Genomic DNA, 17,159 nt, shown 5'->3' with positions numbered 1-17,159 from the left:
GTCCCGCGTCCCTTTCCCGCCCTGACCTGCCCGATATTGTGCTACGCTTTTGCTGTTTAATTGCACTTTAATAAATTTTAACCCACCTCAATTGCATAACTATTCTGGTGACGTTAAGATTTGCGGCACTAATTGCTATTCATTTTTTGCGCATGAGTATTCAACTAAACGCCATCAACTGTTTTTACGGCGCCCATCAGGCGCTGTTCGATATCAACCTGGCTTGCCCGCAGGGCGAAACGCTGGTGTTGCTCGGTCCGAGTGGCGCGGGGAAAAGCTCACTGCTGCGCGTGCTTAACCTGCTGGAGCAGCCGCGTTCCGGCACCCTGCAGATTGCCGGTAACCGGTTCGATTTCAGCCAGACGCCCGCCGACCGCGCCATTCGCGAATTGCGCCAGAACGTCGGCATGGTTTTTCAGCAATACAATCTCTGGCCGCACCTCAGCGTGGTGCAAAACCTGACGGAAGCGCCGTGCCGCGTGCTGGGACTCAGCAAAGAGGCTGCCCGTGCGCGTGCCGATAAACTGCTGGATCGCCTGCGCCTGACGCCGTATGCCGATCGCTTCCCGCTGCATTTATCCGGCGGCCAGCAGCAGCGCGTGGCGATTGCCCGTGCGCTGATGATGGAGCCGCAGGTACTGCTGTTTGATGAGCCTACCGCCGCACTCGACCCGGAAATCACGGCGCAGATCGTCAGCATTATCCGCGAGCTGGCGCAGACGCAGATTACGCAGGTGATCGTGACCCATGAAGTCGACGTGGCACGTAAAACCGCCAGCCGCGTGGTCTATATGGAAAACGGCCGCATTGTTGAACAGGGCGACGCCAGCCTCTTTACACAGCCGCAAACCGACGCGTTTGCACATTATCTTTCGCACTAAGTCAGGATGCCCACAATGAAAAAAGTTGTACTTGCTGCACTGCTTGCCACGCTGAGCCTGAGCGCCTCTGCGGCCCAGACGCTGCGTTTCGCTACTGAGGCCTCATACCCGCCGTTTGAGTTCGTTGATTCTGAGAACAAGATTCAGGGCTTTGATGTCGATCTGGCTAACGCACTGTGCAAAGAGATCGATGCGACCTGTACCTTTACCAACCAGGCGTTTGACAGCCTGATCCCGTCGCTGAAATTCCGCCGCTTTGATGCCGTGATGGCCGGTATGGACATCACCCCGGAGCGCGAAAAGCAGGTGCTGTTTACCAAACCGTATTACGACAACTCTGCGCTTTTTATTGCCCGGAAAGGCAAACTGGCGGATGTGGCCGCGCTGAAAGGCAAGCGTGTGGGCGTGCAGAATGGCACCACGCACCAGAAATACCTGACCGACAAGCACAGCGAAATCACCGTAGTGCCTTATGACAGCTACCAGAATGCAGTGCTGGATCTGAAAAATGGCCGCATCGACGCGGTGTTCGGCGATACCGCCGTGGTGAACGAGTGGCTGAAGCAGAACGCCAGCCTTGCCGCACTGGGTCAAAAGGTCACCGATAAAGACTACTTCGGCACCGGTCTGGGCATTGCCGTGCGTCAGGGCAATGCCGAGCTGCAGGGCAAATTCAACGCGGCGCTGGATAAGATCAAAGCCGACGGCACCTACAAAACCATCTACAACAAATGGTTTCAGCAGTAATCTCTGATGAATGAAATGATTCCACTCGCAAGCGCCGCCGGGATGACCGTCGGCCTTGCCGTTTGTGCTCTGATCGCCGGCCTTGTGCTGGCGATGATGTTTGCTGGCTGGGAATCGCTACGCTGGAAACCGCTGGCGTGGATCGGCACCGGCCTGGTGACGCTGATTCGCGGCCTGCCGGAAATTCTGGTGGTGCTGTTTATCTATTTCGGCGCTTCACAGCTGCTGTTAACGCTCTCAGACGGCTTTACCCTCCCCTTCGGCCTGTTTAGCCTGCCGGTGCAGGTGCCGATTGAAAACTTTGATGTCAGCCCGTTTCTCTGCGGGGTGATTGCGCTGGCCATGCTCTACTCCGCTTATGCGTCGCAAACGCTGCGCGGTGCGCTGAAAGCCGTACCGCTGGGGCAGTGGGAATCCGGTCAGGCGCTGGGCATGAAAAAATCCGCTATCTTCTTCCGTCTGATCATGCCGCAGATGTGGCGTCATGCCCTGCCCGGCCTGGGCAATCAGTGGCTGGTGCTGCTAAAAGACACCGCGCTGGTGTCGCTGATCAGCGTGAACGATCTGATGCTGCAGACCAAAAGCATCGCCACGCGTACGCAGGAGCCGTTTACCTGGTATCTGGTGGCGGCAGCAATCTACCTGGCGATCACGCTGTTCAGCCAGGCAGTGCTGCGGCGCATTGAGCTGCGCACGACGCGTTTTGAGCGGGGGGCGTAACGATGCTGGCTTATTTACCTGAACTGCTAAAGGGACTGCATACCAGCCTGACGCTGACCGTGGCCTCGCTGATTGCGGCGCTGCTGCTGGCCCTGCTCTGCACCATCGTGCTGGCGCTGAAAACGCCGCTGCTGACTGCGCTGGTGAAAGGCTATATCACCGTGTTTACCGGCACGCCGCTGCTGGTGCAGATCTTCCTGATTTACTACGGCCCGGGTCAGTTCCCGTCGATCCAGAACGTGCCGTGGCTGTGGCATCTGCTGTCGCAACCCTGGCTGTGTGCCCTGCTGGCGCTGTCACTCAACAGTGCGGCCTACACCACCCAGCTGTTTTACGGGGCAGTGCGTGCCATCCCGGCCGGCCAGTGGCAATCCTGCGCGGCACTGGGTATGAACCGCAAAGATACGCTGCGCATTCTGCTGCCGTATGCCTTTAAGCGCGCGCTCTCATCTTATTCGAACGAAGTGGTGCTGGTGTTCAAAAGTACCTCACTGGCGTACACCATTACGCTGATGGAAGTGATGGGTCACGGCCAGCTGCTGTATGGCCGCACCTACGATGTCACGGTTTATGCCGCCGCCGGACTGATTTACCTGGTGGTTAACGGCCTGCTGACGCTGATGATGCGCCTGATCGAAAAACGCGCGCTGGCGTTTGAGCGCCGCAACTGATCCCCTGTCACGTCCTGCGCTGTGCGGGTCAGAAGCGCCGCTGCCTCTGACCCGCACAGTGACGCGTTTACCGCCCGCCCTGCTGTAAATTAATAGTCATTTTTATTGAATATAAATTCATTAACTGGCAAGGTGTCACTCGTTTCGCCTCTGGCATGATTTTCGGGAGTCACACTATGAAAAAATGGATTGTTGCCGCTGTACTGGCCACGCTGACAATGAATGCTTATGCGGCGGAGAAAATTCGCTTTGCCGTATCCGCGACCTATCCCCCCTTTGAGTCGCTGGATAACAATAATCAGATTGTCGGCTTTGATATCGATCTGGCCAAAGCGCTGTGTCAGCAGATGAAGGCTGACTGCACTTTTACCAATAACGCCTTTGACAGCCTGATCCCGTCGCTGAAGTTCCGCCGCTATGACGCGGTGATCTCCGGCATGGACATCACCGCCGAGCGCAGTAAACAGGTGGACTTCAGCCAGCCCTATTACGCCAATTCAGCCATTGTGATTGCGCATAAGGGTGACTTCACGGATTTCAGCCAGCTGAAGGGCAAGCGTGTTGGCGTGGAGAACGGCACCACCCATCAGAAATACCTGCAGGAGAAGCATCCGGAGGTAATCGCGGTGTCATATGACAGCTATCAGAACGCGATTCTCGATCTGAAAAATGGCCGTCTGAATGGGGTATTTGGTGACAGCGCAGTAGTCAGTCAGTGGCTGAAAGCCAATAGCGATCTCAGCGCGGTCGGGGAACCTATCACCGACAGCGACTATTTCGGCACCGGTCTGGGGATCGCGGTACGTAAAGGCAATACCCCGCTGCTGGAAGCGATTAACCGCGCGCTGGCAGATCTGAAAGCCAACGGCAGCTGGCAGCAAATCAATCAGAAGTGGTTCCCGCAGTAAGCATTATGGGATAGCGTGGCGCGCGGCCTGCCAGGTTCTGCACGTCCTCAGCGCAAGCTGCCGCTACGCTGTTCCACCCTGCCTTGTCAGTAATGTCAGCACTTCAAAATGCGCCGTGTGCGGAAACATGTCGAACAGCTGCACGCGGCTGATGCGGTAGTCGGCCAGCCGCGCGATATCCTGCGCCATGCTGTCCGGATTACAGCTTGAGTAGAGAATATACGCCGGTGCCATACGGCTGAGATAGTCGCACAGCGCCGCGCCAATACCGCGCCGTGGCGGATTCACCAGTACCAGCTGCGGCACGGCGTCACGTGAGGTGGCAAACCGGGTGGAATCCAGCGCGGCAAAGCTGACTTTCTCCAGCCCGAGCTGCTGCGCCGACTGCCGGGCACAGGCAATGGCCTCGGCGCTGATCTCAATGCCGGTGAGCTGCATTTCTGGTGTGGCACAGTGCAGGCCAAACCCGCCGACACCGCAAAACAGATCCCACATGCTGCTGACCGGCAGCGCCGCCACCCAGCGGCGGGCGGTGGCGTAAAGCACAGCCGCTACCTGCGGGTTGGTCTGGAAAAAACTCTGCGGCCGGATCCAGAGCGGCACCTGATTGAAATTCTCCTCCAGCGCCTGGCGCGAGGTCAGCGCAATCTCCTCTTCACCTTCAAGAATCGCCATATGCACCGGCTGGATGTTGGCAGAAATCACCTGCAGCTGCGGCAACTGCTGCTGCAGCCACGGTAGCGCCGCGCGCAGCTGCGCCAGTTTCGTTGTGGATCGCAGCACAAAGCGCAGCATCATGCCGCCCTGCGTGCTTTCGGTCAGTAGCAGAAACTTCAGCTCGCCGCGCCTGCGTGCGACGTTGTAGGGCGTGAGGCCCGCGCGGGCAATAAAGGGCCGCAGCACGGCAAAAACCGGGGCAAAGCTGGCGGGATAAAGCGGACAGTCTGCCAGATCAACCGGCTCACCGTCGCGCGCGACCATGCCAAATACCGGGCGTTCAACGCTGCCGCTGACGACCATCTTGGCTTTATTGCGAAACCCCTGCTGCGCGCCTGTCACCGGCGGACACCATTCCGCCACCGGCATGGCAGCCAGCAGCTGCTGCAGCCGGGCCTGTTTGTCGCTGACCTGGTGCGAATAGGGTTTTTCCAGCCACTGACAGGAGCGACAGCGGCCGGCTTCATAAAGCGCGCAATGCATGGAAAGCCTGTATTGAGAATCGGGAGAAAAAACGGGGGCCGATTGTATCACCGGCTGCGGAAAAATGCGCGGCTGCTGGCCGGAACAAACAGTAACAGCAGCACCAGCACATCCGGCAGCTTCTGCTGCAGCGTATGGTGAATGATCTGCGCATTGGTCTCGCCTGGAATGCTGAATATTTCCGGGTAGATCCAGCCCACCGACGCCATCAGCATATACAGCAGCACAATGGCCTGCGCAATGGCATAACCCCAGCGACCGCGATTGCTGCCGCGCATCAGCGTAAAGGCGCAGCGCAGCTCAAACAGGAAAATCAGCTGGCTGGCGATAAAAATCAGCGTGGAATCCCACGCCTGCGCGCTGCGATGCACAAAGTTGGCGATTTCGTCGTAACCCAGCTCATTGGCCAGCATCAGTACGCTGAGGCAGCGCGTGGCAATAATGGCGATGCCAGCCACGGTGACCGGCACCGGGGCCGCCGTCATCAGGCGGCTGTTTTTGAGGGTTTCCGACATGGTGTAACTCCGTGACCATAAAAAACGGGCCTGACAGCAGGCCCGTTACTATAGTGGCAAATGTTTGCCGGTTCAGCCACGTCTGGCTTTCTGAATATCACGCAGGCGCTGTTTTTCTTCGTGTGCCATAAAGCGCCATGCGACAAAGCCCACCAGCCCGACGACAAACAGAATCAGCGATGCCAGCGCATTGATCTCCGGGTTGACGCCGCGCCGCACGGTCGCGAAGATCGCCATCGGCAGCGTGGTGGCTCCCGGACCGGTGACAAAGCTGGCAATCACCAGATCGTCCAGCGACAGCGTAAACGCCAGCAGCCAGCCGGTGACAATCGCCGGCGCGATCATCGGCACGGTGATCACAAAGAACACCTTAACCGGCGTGGCGCCCAGATCCATCGCCGCCTCTTCAATTGAGCGATCCAGCTCGCGCAGCCGCGAGTTGATCACCACCGCCACGTAAGCGGTACAGAAGGTGACGTGGGCCAGCCAGATGGTCAGCATACCGCGATCGGACGGCCAGCCCAGCGTATTGCCCATTGCCACAAACAGCAGCAGCAGCGAAAGGCCAGTGATGACATCCGGCATGACCAGCGGCGCGGTCAGCATAAAGGCAAAGCCGCTGTGGCCGCGAAAACGGCCGAAGCGCACGATGATCACTGCCGCCATGGTGCCCAGCACCACGGCCATCGTGGCCGACAGCGCGGCGATGGTCAGGCTGAGCCCCACCGCATCCAGCATGGCATCATCCTGGAACAGCACCTGATACCAGTGGAACGAGAAGCTCTCCCACACCGTCACCAGCTGCGAGCTGTTAAAGGAGTAGATCACCAGCAGCAGCATCGGCGCATAGAGGAAAATAAAGCACAGCGCCAGAATGGCGGTGCGCCACGGCGAGCGGATGACCGGTAGCTGATTCATTCCTTCTCCCCCATTTCGCGGTTCTGATGCTTGTGGAACCAGATGATTGGCAGAATCAGGATCAGCAGAATAATCACCGCCAGCGCCGACGCCACCGGCCAGTCGCGGTTATTAAAGAACTCCTGCCACAGGATGCGGCCAATCATGATGCTGTCCGGTCCGCCCAGCAGTTCAGGGATCACGTACTCGCCCACCGCTGGAATAAAGACCAGCATCGAGCCGGCGATAATGCCGCCTTTGGTCAGCGGCACGATAACGCTGAAAAAGGTTTTCAGCGGCCGGGCTCCCAGATCAAGCGACGCCTCCACCAGCGAGTAATCTATGCGCGTCAGGGCGGTATAGATCGGCAGCACCATAAACGGCAGATAGCAGTAAACAATGCCGATATAGACCGCCGTGTTGGTGTAGAGAATCACCAGCGGATGATCGATCACCCCGAGCCACATCAGAAAGCGGTTGAGAATGCCGTTGTTGTTGAGCAGCCCCATCCACGCGTAGACGCGCACAAGGAAGGACGTCCACGACGGCAGAATAACCAGCAGCAGCAGAATGGTGCGCATGGAAGGCTTACTGTGCGCCACTGCCCACGCCAGCGGATAGCCAATCAGCAGGCAGATTACCGTTGAGATGGCGGCAACCTTCAGCGACGTCAGGTAGGCTTCGGCATACAGCGGATCGTCCGTCAGCGTCAGGTAGTTGCCCAGGTTAAGCACCAGGTTAAGCTGATCGTCCGCCCAGGTCACCAGATCGGTATAGGGCGGGATCGCCCGCGCGATATCCGCGAAGCTGATTTTCAGCACGATGAGAAACGGCAGTAAAAACAGCAGGATAAGCCACAGATAAGGCAGCGCGATCACCAGCTTGCGGCCATGCTGCATTTTCATGCGTGTGCCCCAGCGCTGCAGCGGCGTGCCCGCAACCTGCGGCTGGCTGCGTTGAGAAATCTGGCTCATTACGCCTCCTTAAACCGTCAGGACCACACAGCTGTCCGCATCCCAGCACAGCCGCACTTCGTCACCCCAGGTCGGCGCGCCTTTGCGGTAGCGATGTGCGTTCTGCAGCTGTGCGCTGATCATCTGCCCGCTTTGCAGCCGGACATGGTAAATCGACAGATCGCCAAGATAAGCAATGTGCACCACCTCACCCACGGCAAAGTTACAGCCATCTGCCGGGACATCGTCGCACAGCATCACTTTTTCCGGGCGCAGCGCCACGTGCACCGGCACGTTATCAACCACCGAGACATCGGTTTGTACTTTGAGCGGATGCACCAGGCCCGGCGCATCCAGCACCAGCCCGTCTTCGCGGCGCTCGCGCAGGAGGCCGTCGAACACGTTGACCGATCCGATAAACTCGGCGCTGTAGCGACTGGTCGGATGCTCATAGATCTCTTCCGGCTCGCCAATCTGCACAAACTTGCCGCGATTCATGATGGCGATACGGCCTGCCATGGTCATCGCCTCTTCCTGATCGTGCGTGACCATGACGCAGGTTGCGCCGACGCGCTCGAGAATATCGACCACCTCATGCTGCATACGGTCGCGCAGTTTTTTATCCAGCGCCCCCATTGGCTCATCCAGCAGCAGCAGTTTGGGCCGCTTGGCCAGGCTGCGCGCCAGCGCCACGCGCTGCCGCTGACCGCCGGAGAGCTGATGCGGCTTACGCCTGGCGTACTCTTCCATGTGCACCAGCGCCAGCATCTCCGCCACGCGGCTGCTGATTTCCCCTTTCGGCAGCTTGTCCTGCTTCAGGCCAAACGCGATGTTTTGCTCCACCGTCATGTGCGGAAACAGCGCGTAGGACTGGAACATCATGTTGATTGGCCGCTGATAAGGCGGCACGTGTGACAGGTCCTGTCCGTCCAGCACAATCTGGCCGCTGCTGGGGATTTCAAACCCCGCCAGCATGCGCAGCAGCGTCGACTTACCGCAGCCGGACGCACCAAGCAGGGCAAAAATTTCACCTTTGTAAATGGTCAGACTGACATCATCCACGGCGTGCTGGCCGTCAAAAGATTTGGTCAGATTGCGAATTTCCAGCAGCGGCGTTAACGCCTTAGCCGTTTTATGTTGTGGGCGGGGAATCGCGTCGTTCACTCATGTTTCTCCGGCGCTAAGCGGGATAGCGCGGCACAGCCAGCCGCTAAAATGGCACAACAGAGGCCAGCACCGCGCCTCTGTTGTCGTCTTCAAAGGGTTAATTCGTTGCGAACGAATTACTTACCACTTTTTACTTTAGTCCATGCACGGGTGCGCGCACGATCCAGTTTCGGATCCTGGACCTTGAGCACAAACAGCTTCGCCATCGCTTCCGGCGTCGGGAAGATACCCGGGTTATTGCGGACGTCGGCATTGATCAGCGGCAGCGAGGCTTTGTTGCCGTTGGCATAGTTCATTTTGTTGGAGACATCGGCGATCACTTTCGGATCCATGATGTAGTTCAGCCACTGATACGCGGCATCAAGGTTTTTGGCGTCTTTTGGAATTGCCATCATGTCAAAGAACGCCAGGGCGCCCTCTTTCGGCACGCTGTAACCCAGGTGCACGCCGTTGTTGGCTTTTACCGCACGGTCTTTCGCCTGCAGAATGTCACCTGACCAGCCAATCGCCACGCAGATGTTGCCGTTTGCCAGATCGTTGATGTACTGCGAAGAGTGGAAGTAGCGGATATTCGGACGCAGCTTCAGCAGCAGATCGGTTGCGGCACCGGTGTAGTCTTTGGCATCGGTGCTGTTCGGATCTTTACCCAGATAGTTCAGCACGGTGGCGAAAATCTCTTCCGGCGCATCCAGGAAAGAGACACCGCAGCTTTTCAGTTTTTCCAGGTTTTCCGGCTTCATGACCAGATCCCAGCTGTTCACCGGCGCGTCAGTACCTAAGGCGGCTTTCACTTTATCGATGTTATAGCCAATGCCGGTGGTGCCCCACAGGTACGGGATAGCATACTTATTGCCGGGATCGTGCTGCGCCACTTTGGCCATCAGATCCGGATCGAGGTTTTTGTAATTAGGCAGCTTGCTCTTGTCCAGCTCCTGAAACACGCCGGATTGCAGCTGGCGCGCAAGGAAGCTGGAAGAAGGCACCACGACGTCATACCCGGTGGAACCGGCCATCAGTTTGCCTTCCAGAACTTCATTGGAGTCAAACACGTCGTAGACCACTTTAATGCCGGTCTGCTTTTCGAAATTCGGCACCGTATCGGCAGCAATATAATCAGACCAGTTATACACGTGCAGCGTTTTGTCTTCTGCCTGCGTTCCCATGGCCGCAGCCATCAGCACACCGGCAACCACACCTGGCAACCATTTTTTCTTGTGGTTGATCATGTTTTTCGTCCTCCTGAGCGGGTCATTACAACGCTGCATACACGCGATCCGGTCGTTGCGTTGGCTGTGAAAATACAGACACACAATGAATCAATATTCAGCGGGAGTTTAATAGCAAAAACCTATACCTGAGCGTGAGTTGCAGGTAGCAGGCAGCCCCGCAAGAATAGCCCCCCTGATTGCCCCGTGCCAGATCCCAGCTTAAAAAACGCCTTTTAGCGATAAGTTATGCATGTTTCTGCTATGGGGTCTGGTAGTTGTGGCATAAAGCACAACAAATATCTGGCAATACCGGGCAAAAAGCAGAATAAAAAGTGGTGGGCTTAAAATAAGAACTGCCGCGAAATGCGGCAGTCAGATAAGGCAGGAAAATCAGTGCAGCTGGCTGTGGCTGCTGCTCACCGGCGTGCGGTCTTCTTCTTCACCCATCATCAGTAAATGATTGGCGAACGCTTCCATGATCACCATGGAAATGCCCTCTTCGCTCTGCTTCATAAAATGCGCGAACTGGCCAAACGTCAGGCCGGCCGTGATGCTGATGGACTGACACACAATCAGCTTGGGCAGGTTGTCATCCTGAATATCGATAAACGCCTTCACCGTCAGTGAGCTGGCGTTGATCTGCGACAGATCGCCCACCAGCGGGATCAGCGCCGTCGGCTTCACTTCAGCCAGGGCTGAAAAGAGGATTACGTTATCCACCAGGTCGATTTTCGCGTCAAACACCCCGTCAAAATTCTGCATATGCGGCAGATGCAAAGCCTGACAGGCGTCGCATTCGAACCAGGTGATATTTTGTTGATCCAGCCAGCGACGCAGCATGTCGATGTCAGGAACGACCAGTGAATCCATCGTGATATCCTGTGGGGTGACGAAATAAGCGCCTTAGCTTACGGAAAAACCGCCGCCGATGCCACGAAAACCGCGCAAAAGCGCGGCTCAGCCGCCGGTTTTCGGACGATAACCGGGGCAGGCATGCTGTTCGATCCAGGCGATCATCATGGCGGCAATATTTAAACCGGTGCAGCCTTCAATGCCTTCCAGCCCAGGCGAAGCGTTCACCTCCATCACCAGCGGCCCCCGGCTGGCGCGCAGAATATCCACCCCGGCCACTTCCAGTCCCAGCGTTCCGGCCGCTTTCACCGCTATCTCGCGCTCCTGATCGGTAATGCTGATGGTGCGCGCCTGTCCGCCGCGATGCAGATTAGAGCGAAAATCGCCCTCTTTGGCTTCGCGTTCAATCGCCGCCACCACCTGATTGCCGATCACCAGACAGCGGATGTCGCGGCCGCGCGCTTCTTTAATGAACTCCTGCACCAGAATGTGGGCATTCAGGCCACGAAACGCATCGATGACGCTCTCTGCCGCCTGGCGCGTCTCTGCCAGCACCACACCAATGCCCTGCGTGCCCTCCACCAGCTTAACCACCAGCGGCGCGCCGCCCACCATCGCGATAAGATCCTGCGTATCATCCGGCGACGAGGCAAAACCGGTAATCGGCATATCAATGCCTTCCCGCGCCAGCAGCTGCAGCGAACGCAGCTTATCGCGCGCACGCGTGATGGCCACAGACTCATTCAGCGGATAGCTGCCCAGCATTTCAAACTGGCGCAGCACCGCCGTGCCATAAAAGGTGGTGGCCGTGCCAATACGCGGAATCACCGCATCGAAATGCCCCAGCGGTTCACCCCGATAGTGCACCGCGGGCGAATCCGAGTTGATGTTCATATAGCAGGAGAGCGGATCGATGATCTGCACCTGATGGCCACGCTCTTCGGCGACATCGCGCAGCCGTTTACACGAATAAAGCGATCCATCACGCGTGAGAATGGCCATCTTCATCGGCGGTTTCCTTGTGCTTAACGCGTGGCCCAGCCCTGCTGATGCAGATAATCCAGCATAAACGGACGGGTTTCTTTGATGATCAGGCGCTGGATCAACTGGCTCCAGGTTTCAGACCGCTGATTGCTGTCTCGCTGCTGATAGTAGGCGGTAATCTGCCGATCGTACTCAGCCAGCACCGCCTTATCCAGCGGCTGATAGTGGTTTTCGTGCACCAGCATGGCGGGCGGCATACGCGGTTTGACGTCGGGTGACGCGTCCGGATGACCGATGCAGAAGCCAAACAGCGGCAGCACGAACTTCGGCAGTTCCAGCAGTTCCGTCACCTGCGCAATGCTGTTACGGATACCACCAATAAACACGCCGCCCAGCCCCAGCGATTCGGCCGCTACCATGGCGTTTTGCGCCATCAGCGCCGTATCCACACAGCCCAGCAGCAGCTGCTCGGCGCGGCCCAGTTGCGCATCGGGGCAGATCTGCAGATGGCGATTAAAATCCGCGCAGAATACCCAGAACTCCGCGGCGTCACTCACCCACTGCTGGCCGCCGGTCAGCTGCACCAGCTGTTCACGTTTTTCCCGATCGGTGATGCGAATAATAGAAGAGCACTGTAAAAAGCTGGAGGTGGAGGCCGCCTGAGCAGCAGCAATAATCGCGCTGCGCTGGGCGTCGTCAATCCCCTGCTCAGTAAAAGCGCGAATGGAACGGTGGCTGCATAACAGATCTATTGTCGGCGTCATAATCCTCTCCGGTTACTTCTTTTTGTTGGTTTGACTGAACAACTGCGGCGCCATCGCCTTTGCCGTCCGCCACATCATCAGCCAGGCGGCGGGCAGCATCAGCGCAACGCCGAGAAAAAACAATAGCGTAGCCAGCGGCTTTTGGCCGATGGTCGCCGGTGCTGCCAGCCAGTCGTTGACCAGCAGCAGCGCCACGATAATCACCATCACGCCTGCTGCCTCCAGCAGCAGTACGCCACGAGGCAAGCGAGCCAGATTACGCATCAGCAGGTCTCCTTCGTGTTCAGTCCGCTTTGCTGCACGTTATACCTGAATTGTTCACGCTGTATGAAGATCGCAGCGTTTCTTTTCCGGCGCTGAACAAGTGTAGTCAATGCCGGTAAAGCGCAACGCGTCAGGCACATAGACAGCGCGCATCAGAGTAACAGGCATTTTCTGCTTTTCTTAAGCACTCCGGGCGGGCATGATGTGACGCATTATTCACGCTGTGATGTGAGACCGATCACAAAACAGCCGCGGAAGGAGAGAAGCAATGATTGCAGTGATTTTTGGCCGTTCCAGCTGCCCTTACTGCGTACGCGCAAAAGAGTTAGCGACGAAGTTAACCAGTGAGCGTGACGATTTTAACTATCAGTACGTGGATATTCAGGCGACCGGCATCACCAAAGCCGATCTCGAAGCGCGTGCCGGCAAGCCGGTTTCCACCGTGCCGCAGATCTTCCTCGACGATCAGCATATCGGTGGCTACACCGAATTTGCCGCCTGGACAAAAGAAAATCTGGGTGTTGAAGTCTGAGTCAACGGGCCTGCGGGCCCGTTTTTGATCGCATCAGCCAGCACGCATCGCCAGCATAATCCGCAGTAAACGCACCAGCAGCGCCCCGCAGCCCGCCCAGAACAGCGCACTCAGTCCCCAGGCGACCACCAGCAGCACGCTGTGCGTCATCGGCACCGCCAGCATCAGCCAGGCCAGACCCAGCACGCTGCCCGCCAGCGCGCCCCATAAAGTGGCGATCAGCGGCCGTTCCGGTTGCAGCAAAGCCATCAGCATGCCCGGCAACAGAAACAGCAGCAGTTCCGGCTGACCGCGTACCGCCTGCGCGGCGGTCGCCAGCCAGAAATGGTGTGCAAAAATAAACACCAGCGTATAAAGCATCACGCCCAGAACCGATGCTGGCCAGCGATTATTGCGCTGCAACATAACTATCCTCAACTTTGACGTTAACAATAATGAAACTTTTAACGGCCCTGGCATGCACGCGTGGAAATAAAAAGAAACAGCTGCTGGCAGAAGGAATGAAAACTGCAGATAGCTGAGGGTGTTAATTATGATTAGAATAACGCCGCTCTGGATTTCGGTCGCTGCCATGTCGGCAGTCAGCGCGTTGGCGACCGTCACAAGATAGCGAAAAAATCCCTTCCCATCAACTTGTTACAAGTAAATAAGAAGTTAAACCGTGAACATAAACGTCGCAGAATTGTTAAGTGGAAATGACGTTCTGTTATTATTTGTCGTTTTAGCGCTCGGGCTCTGCCTGGGGAAATTACGTCTTGGCTCGGTTCAGCTGGGTAATTCTATTGGTGTGCTGGTGGTTTCCCTGATTCTGGGTCAGCAACATTTCGCCATAAATACCGACGCGCTGAGCCTTGGCTTTATGCTGTTTATTTTTTGTGTGGGCACAGAAGCCGGTCCTAACTTTTTCTCTATCTTTTTCCGCGACGGTAAAAACTACTTCTTTCTGGCCATTGTGATGGTGGTAAGTGCCCTGCTGATTGCCCTGACGCTGGGTAAAGTGTTTGGCTGGGACATTGGCCTGACGGCCGGTATGCTGGCCGGCTCTATGACCTCCACGCCGGTGCTGGTCGGTGCCGGCGATACGCTGCGGCAGAGCATCAGCGACGCGCCGCTGCTGAGCCGCATGCAGGATAATCTCAGCCTGGGTTACGCACTGACCTACCTGATTGGTCTGGTCAGCCTGATTTTTGGCGCGCGCTATTTGCCACGCCTGCAGCATCAGGATCTGCCCACCTGCGCCCAGCAAATTGCGCGCGAGCGCGGCCTGGATGCCGACAGCCAGCGCAAAGTTTTTCTGCCGGTGATCCGCGCCTACCGCGTAGGCCCGGAGCTGGTGGCGTGGAGCGGCGGTAAAAACCTGCGCGAACTGGGCATTCATCGCCAGACCGGCTGCTATATCGAACGTCTGCGCCGCAACGGTATCCTCGCCAGTCCGGATGGTGATGCCGTGCTGCAGCTGGGCGATGAGATTTCGCTGGTGGGGTATCCGGACGCCCATGCGCGGCTGGATGCCAGCTTTCGTAACGGCAAAGAGGTGTTTGACCGCGATCTGCTGGACATGCGCATCGTGACGGAAGAGATTGTGGTGAAAAATCACAACGCGGTGAATAAACGCCTCAGTCATCTGAAACTGACCGATCACGGCTGTTTCCTGAACCGCGTGATTCGCAGCCAGATTGAGATGCCCATTGATGACAGCATCATGCTGAATAAAGGCGATGTGCTGCAGGTTAGCGGTGAAGCGCGCCGGGTGAAAACCCTGGCTGACCGCATTGGCTTTATTGCCATTCACAGCCAGATGACCGATCTGCTGGCGTTCTGCGCCTTCTTTATCATTGGCCTGATGATCGGCATGATCACCTTCCAGTTCAGCAATTTCAGCTTTGGCATCGGCAACGCGGCCGGTCTGCTGTTTGCCGGCATCATGCTCGGCTTCCTGCGCGCCAACCACCCGACCTTTGGCTATATTCCGCAGGGCGCGCTGACCATGGTGAAAGAGTTTGGGCTGATGGTGTTTATGGCCGGTGTCGGTCTCAGCGCCGGCAGTGGCCTGCAGCACGGGCTGGGCAGCGCCGGCGCGCTGATGCTGCTGAGCGGCTTGCTGGTCAGCCTGCTGCCGGTGGTGATCTGCTATCTGTTTGGCGCCTATGTGCTGAAAATGAACCGTGCGCTGCTGTTCGGTGCCATCATGGGCGCGCGCACCTGCGCACCGGCGATGGAGATCATCAGCGATACCGCTCGCAGCAGCATCCCGGCGCTGGGCTATGCCGGCACCTATGCCATTGCCAACGTGTTACTGACGCTGGCCGGTACGCTTATCGTTATTATCTGGCCGCTTTTGCCGTTCTGAAAATATTTTTCTGCCGTTCAGAACTTATTCACCGGCATGCAGTCTGAATATGTGCCACTGCTTTTCTTTGAAATCCCCAAATTGAGGAGCCCGCCAGCGTTTATGCTGACGGGTTTTTTTATGTCCGCAGCCCGCCGCTTAAGGTTCTCCTAAGCGAAGATTGCGACCCTGCTGCTCTGGTTTCGCTATCTCCGACTTTTCATGCAACTTTCATCAAAGTTAAACAATCCGGCAACCCGCAATAACATTAAGAGCACGACTATTTATTCTTTATCGCCGCGCTTTTACGCTACCAACCTTATTTTACTGGCAATTTTTGGCCTGCTGTTTCTGCTGTGGTCACGTCATGAAAGCCTGGATATTGCGCTCAGTCAGCGCTGGTTTGATCCGCTGACGCAGCGTTTTCCGCTGCAGCACAACCGCTGGCTGGACCTGATCAACCACCGGCTGGTGAAAGATGCGATCATCGCCGGTGCGGTGCTGCTGCTGCTAAGCGGCCTTCGCCAGCGTAATGGCCGCCGCGTGCTGGTGGCGCTGCTGTTCGGCCTGGGGCCGCTGGTTGTCGGGCTGCTGAAGGCGCACAGCGCGCACTCCTGCCCGTGGGATCTGGCGCTGTTTGGCGGCAAGGCGGCCAGCTTCGTGCTGCTGGATGCCGTACCGGCAAACAGCGGTCCGGGGCAGTGTTTTCCCGGCGGGCACGCCTCCAGCGGCTTTGCACTGATGGCGCTGTTTTTCCTCTGGTGGCCGGAACATCCGCGTCGCGCGCTGCTGGCGCTGCTGATTGGGATGCTGACCGGACTGCTGATGGGCTACGGCCAGGTCATGCGCGGCGCGCACTTCTTTTCCCACAATCTGTGGGCCGGCTGGTGGGTGTGGCTGAGTCAGGTGCTGATTTTTGCTGGTGTGTCTTTTTGGATGAATACGATGAGGAAAAGGGATGGAAGCCATTAACCACACCCTGTTTTTATGGATCAATGCCACGCCGGATTCACCGGCCTGGCTGCTGAGCCTGGCGACGTTTATCGCCAAAGATCTGATTGCGATTGTGCCGCTGCTGATCGTGGCGCTCTGGCTGTGGGGGCCGCACGCGCAGCTGCCGTCGCAGCGGGCACTCGTGCTGAAAACCGGCATGGCGCTGCTCTATGCGCTGGCGATCTCCTGGTGTGTGGGACAGCTGCTGCCGCATCCGCGTCCGTTTGCCATCGGCTTCGGCCATCAGTTCCTGTCCCATGCGGCGGATGACTCCTACCCGAGCGATCACGGCACCACTATTTTTACCTTTGCGCTGGCGTTTCTGTGCTGGCATCGCCGCTGGTCCGGGATAATTTTACTGGCCGTCGGCAGCGCCATTGCCTGGTCACGCGTCTATCTGGGCGTGCACTGGCCGCTGGATATGCTGGGCGGTTTTCTGGTCGGCATGCTGGGCTGTCTCGCTTCGCAGCTCGCCTGGCAGCTGTACGGTCAGCGCATGCTGGCGCTGACCCATCAGGTGTATCGAGCCCTGTTTGCCATGCCCATTAAAAAGGGCTGGGTACGCGGCTGACGC

The 17,159-nt window shown here is 57.5% G+C and carries 20 protein-coding genes; 9 read left to right on the top strand and 11 right to left on the bottom strand.

The window, feature by feature from the left end:
• Nucleotides 1-152: 152 nt before the first annotated feature.
• The 5 genes from artP (at nucleotide 153) to artJ (D8B20_RS06060) (ending at nucleotide 3,927) form a co-directional block, all read left to right on the top strand.
• Nucleotides 153-881, top strand: coding sequence for an arginine ABC transporter ATP-binding protein ArtP (gene artP, locus D8B20_RS06080; RefSeq protein ID WP_145888035.1), 729 nt, complete (start codon nucleotides 153-155; stop codon nucleotides 879-881).
• 15 nt (nucleotides 882-896) lie between these two features.
• On the top strand, nucleotides 897-1,628 hold the full coding sequence (gene artJ, locus D8B20_RS06075; RefSeq protein WP_145888034.1) for an arginine ABC transporter substrate-binding protein: 732 nt from the start codon (nucleotides 897-899) through the stop codon (nucleotides 1,626-1,628).
• Between the two features lie 6 nt (nucleotides 1,629-1,634).
• Complete coding sequence (gene artQ, locus D8B20_RS06070) at nucleotides 1,635-2,348, top strand: arginine ABC transporter permease ArtQ (RefSeq protein ID WP_145888033.1); 714 nt, start codon at nucleotides 1,635-1,637, stop codon at nucleotides 2,346-2,348.
• A 2-nt stretch (nucleotides 2,349-2,350) separates the two neighbouring features.
• A complete protein-coding gene (gene artM / locus D8B20_RS06065; RefSeq protein ID WP_145888032.1) occupies nucleotides 2,351-3,019 on the top strand; it encodes an arginine ABC transporter permease ArtM in 669 nt (222 codons plus the stop codon).
• Between the two features lie 176 nt (nucleotides 3,020-3,195).
• Nucleotides 3,196-3,927 carry an arginine ABC transporter substrate-binding protein gene (gene artJ / locus D8B20_RS06060; RefSeq protein WP_145888031.1) on the top strand — a complete coding sequence of 244 codons (732 nt, stop codon included), beginning with the start codon at nucleotides 3,196-3,198 and terminating at the stop codon, nucleotides 3,925-3,927.
• Nucleotides 3,928-3,990: 63 nt separating this feature from the next.
• Here artJ (D8B20_RS06060) and rlmC read toward each other — a convergent pair whose 3' ends face one another.
• The 10 genes from rlmC to D8B20_RS06010 form a co-directional block, all read right to left on the bottom strand.
• Entirely contained in the window at nucleotides 3,991-5,127 is a 1,137-nt protein-coding gene (rlmC, locus tag D8B20_RS06055; RefSeq protein ID WP_145888030.1) for a 23S rRNA (uracil(747)-C(5))-methyltransferase RlmC, read from the bottom strand.
• 47 nt (nucleotides 5,128-5,174) lie between these two features.
• A complete protein-coding gene (locus D8B20_RS06050; protein ID WP_145888029.1) occupies nucleotides 5,175-5,642 on the bottom strand; it encodes a YbjO family protein in 468 nt (155 codons plus the stop codon).
• Nucleotides 5,643-5,714: 72 nt separating this feature from the next.
• The gene (gene potI, locus D8B20_RS06045; protein ID WP_145888028.1) at nucleotides 5,715-6,560 is read right to left on the bottom strand and encodes a putrescine ABC transporter permease PotI; all 846 of its coding nucleotides are present in this window, start codon (nucleotides 6,558-6,560) and stop codon (nucleotides 5,715-5,717) included.
• Nucleotides 6,557-7,513 carry a putrescine ABC transporter permease PotH gene (gene potH, locus D8B20_RS06040; protein ID WP_145888027.1) on the bottom strand — a complete coding sequence of 319 codons (957 nt, stop codon included), beginning with the start codon at nucleotides 7,511-7,513 and terminating at the stop codon, nucleotides 6,557-6,559. Before potH ends, potI begins: the two co-directional genes overlap by 4 nt.
• A gap of 9 nt (nucleotides 7,514-7,522) precedes the next feature.
• Entirely contained in the window at nucleotides 7,523-8,656 is a 1,134-nt protein-coding gene (gene potG / locus D8B20_RS06035) for a putrescine ABC transporter ATP-binding subunit PotG (protein WP_145888026.1), read from the bottom strand.
• A 119-nt stretch (nucleotides 8,657-8,775) separates the two neighbouring features.
• Nucleotides 8,776-9,885: a spermidine/putrescine ABC transporter substrate-binding protein PotF gene (gene potF / locus D8B20_RS06030; protein WP_145888025.1), complete on the bottom strand. Its 1,110-nt coding sequence runs from the start codon at nucleotides 9,883-9,885 to the stop codon at nucleotides 8,776-8,778.
• A gap of 372 nt (nucleotides 9,886-10,257) precedes the next feature.
• Nucleotides 10,258-10,737: a type III secretion system chaperone family protein gene (locus D8B20_RS06025; RefSeq protein ID WP_145888024.1), complete on the bottom strand. Its 480-nt coding sequence runs from the start codon at nucleotides 10,735-10,737 to the stop codon at nucleotides 10,258-10,260.
• A gap of 87 nt (nucleotides 10,738-10,824) precedes the next feature.
• The gene (gene rimK / locus D8B20_RS06020; protein ID WP_145888023.1) at nucleotides 10,825-11,727 is read right to left on the bottom strand and encodes a 30S ribosomal protein S6--L-glutamate ligase; all 903 of its coding nucleotides are present in this window, start codon (nucleotides 11,725-11,727) and stop codon (nucleotides 10,825-10,827) included.
• Between the two features lie 17 nt (nucleotides 11,728-11,744).
• The gene (nfsA, locus tag D8B20_RS06015) at nucleotides 11,745-12,467 is read right to left on the bottom strand and encodes an oxygen-insensitive NADPH nitroreductase (RefSeq protein ID WP_145888022.1); all 723 of its coding nucleotides are present in this window, start codon (nucleotides 12,465-12,467) and stop codon (nucleotides 11,745-11,747) included.
• A 12-nt stretch (nucleotides 12,468-12,479) separates the two neighbouring features.
• Nucleotides 12,480-12,731 carry a DUF1418 family protein gene (locus D8B20_RS06010; RefSeq protein WP_145888021.1) on the bottom strand — a complete coding sequence of 84 codons (252 nt, stop codon included), beginning with the start codon at nucleotides 12,729-12,731 and terminating at the stop codon, nucleotides 12,480-12,482.
• A 268-nt stretch (nucleotides 12,732-12,999) separates the two neighbouring features.
• Here D8B20_RS06010 and D8B20_RS06005 point away from each other — a divergent pair, with 268 nt between their 5' ends.
• Nucleotides 13,000-13,263, top strand: coding sequence for a GrxA family glutaredoxin (locus D8B20_RS06005; protein WP_145888020.1), 264 nt, complete (start codon nucleotides 13,000-13,002; stop codon nucleotides 13,261-13,263).
• Between the two features lie 33 nt (nucleotides 13,264-13,296).
• Here D8B20_RS06005 and ybjM read toward each other — a convergent pair whose 3' ends face one another.
• Nucleotides 13,297-13,668 carry an inner membrane protein YbjM gene (gene ybjM / locus D8B20_RS06000; protein WP_145888019.1) on the bottom strand — a complete coding sequence of 124 codons (372 nt, stop codon included), beginning with the start codon at nucleotides 13,666-13,668 and terminating at the stop codon, nucleotides 13,297-13,299.
• Nucleotides 13,669-13,924: 256 nt separating this feature from the next.
• Between ybjM and D8B20_RS05995 the strand changes: the two genes are divergently transcribed.
• The 3 genes from D8B20_RS05995 to ybjG all read left to right on the top strand — a co-directional run bounded on the left by D8B20_RS05995 (nucleotide 13,925) and on the right by ybjG (nucleotide 17,156).
• A complete protein-coding gene (locus tag D8B20_RS05995) occupies nucleotides 13,925-15,613 on the top strand; it encodes an aspartate:alanine antiporter (protein WP_145888018.1) in 1,689 nt (562 codons plus the stop codon).
• Between the two features lie 201 nt (nucleotides 15,614-15,814).
• Nucleotides 15,815-16,564 (top strand): phosphatase PAP2 family protein, encoded by a 750-nt coding sequence (locus tag D8B20_RS05990; protein WP_145888017.1) that lies wholly within the window; start codon nucleotides 15,815-15,817, stop codon nucleotides 16,562-16,564.
• Nucleotides 16,551-17,156 carry an undecaprenyl-diphosphate phosphatase gene (gene ybjG / locus D8B20_RS05985; protein ID WP_145888016.1) on the top strand — a complete coding sequence of 202 codons (606 nt, stop codon included), beginning with the start codon at nucleotides 16,551-16,553 and terminating at the stop codon, nucleotides 17,154-17,156. Before D8B20_RS05990 ends, ybjG begins: the two co-directional genes overlap by 14 nt.
• The last annotated feature ends 3 nt before the right edge of the window (nucleotides 17,157-17,159 follow it).

It is taken from the genome of Candidatus Pantoea soli, from assembly GCF_007833795.1.
Lineage (GTDB): Bacteria > Pseudomonadota > Gammaproteobacteria > Enterobacterales > Enterobacteriaceae > Pantoea > Pantoea soli.
This window is presented reverse-complemented; position numbering and strand designations above follow the sequence as displayed.

What these genes read in the sequence shown, in the direction of transcription:
- ybjG (WP_145888016.1), top strand. Translation starts at nt 16,551, where the DNA reads ATGGAAGCCATTAACCACACCCTGTTTTTATGGATCAATGCCACGCCG.
- artM (WP_145888032.1), top strand. Translation starts at nt 2,351, where the DNA reads ATGCTGGCTTATTTACCTGAACTGCTAAAGGGACTGCATACCAGCCTG.
- D8B20_RS06010 (WP_145888021.1), bottom strand. Translation starts at nt 12,731, where the DNA reads ATGCGTAATCTGGCTCGCTTGCCTCGTGGCGTACTGCTGCTGGAGGCA.
- nfsA (WP_145888022.1), bottom strand. Translation starts at nt 12,467, where the DNA reads ATGACGCCGACAATAGATCTGTTATGCAGCCACCGTTCCATTCGCGCT.
- potI (WP_145888028.1), bottom strand. Translation starts at nt 6,560, where the DNA reads ATGAATCAGCTACCGGTCATCCGCTCGCCGTGGCGCACCGCCATTCTG.
- artQ (WP_145888033.1), top strand. Translation starts at nt 1,635, where the DNA reads ATGAATGAAATGATTCCACTCGCAAGCGCCGCCGGGATGACCGTCGGC.
- D8B20_RS06050 (WP_145888029.1), bottom strand. Translation starts at nt 5,642, where the DNA reads ATGTCGGAAACCCTCAAAAACAGCCGCCTGATGACGGCGGCCCCGGTG.
- D8B20_RS06025 (WP_145888024.1), bottom strand. Translation starts at nt 10,737, where the DNA reads ATGGATTCACTGGTCGTTCCTGACATCGACATGCTGCGTCGCTGGCTG.
- rimK (WP_145888023.1), bottom strand. Translation starts at nt 11,727, where the DNA reads ATGAAGATGGCCATTCTCACGCGTGATGGATCGCTTTATTCGTGTAAA.
- D8B20_RS06005 (WP_145888020.1), top strand. Translation starts at nt 13,000, where the DNA reads ATGATTGCAGTGATTTTTGGCCGTTCCAGCTGCCCTTACTGCGTACGC.
- ybjM (WP_145888019.1), bottom strand. Translation starts at nt 13,668, where the DNA reads ATGTTGCAGCGCAATAATCGCTGGCCAGCATCGGTTCTGGGCGTGATG.
- D8B20_RS05990 (WP_145888017.1), top strand. Translation starts at nt 15,815, where the DNA reads ATGCAACTTTCATCAAAGTTAAACAATCCGGCAACCCGCAATAACATT.
- artJ (WP_145888034.1), top strand. Translation starts at nt 897, where the DNA reads ATGAAAAAAGTTGTACTTGCTGCACTGCTTGCCACGCTGAGCCTGAGC.
- artJ (WP_145888031.1), top strand. Translation starts at nt 3,196, where the DNA reads ATGAAAAAATGGATTGTTGCCGCTGTACTGGCCACGCTGACAATGAAT.
- potH (WP_145888027.1), bottom strand. Translation starts at nt 7,513, where the DNA reads ATGAGCCAGATTTCTCAACGCAGCCAGCCGCAGGTTGCGGGCACGCCG.
- rlmC (WP_145888030.1), bottom strand. Translation starts at nt 5,127, where the DNA reads ATGCATTGCGCGCTTTATGAAGCCGGCCGCTGTCGCTCCTGTCAGTGG.
- potF (WP_145888025.1), bottom strand. Translation starts at nt 9,885, where the DNA reads ATGATCAACCACAAGAAAAAATGGTTGCCAGGTGTGGTTGCCGGTGTG.
- artP (WP_145888035.1), top strand. Translation starts at nt 153, where the DNA reads ATGAGTATTCAACTAAACGCCATCAACTGTTTTTACGGCGCCCATCAG.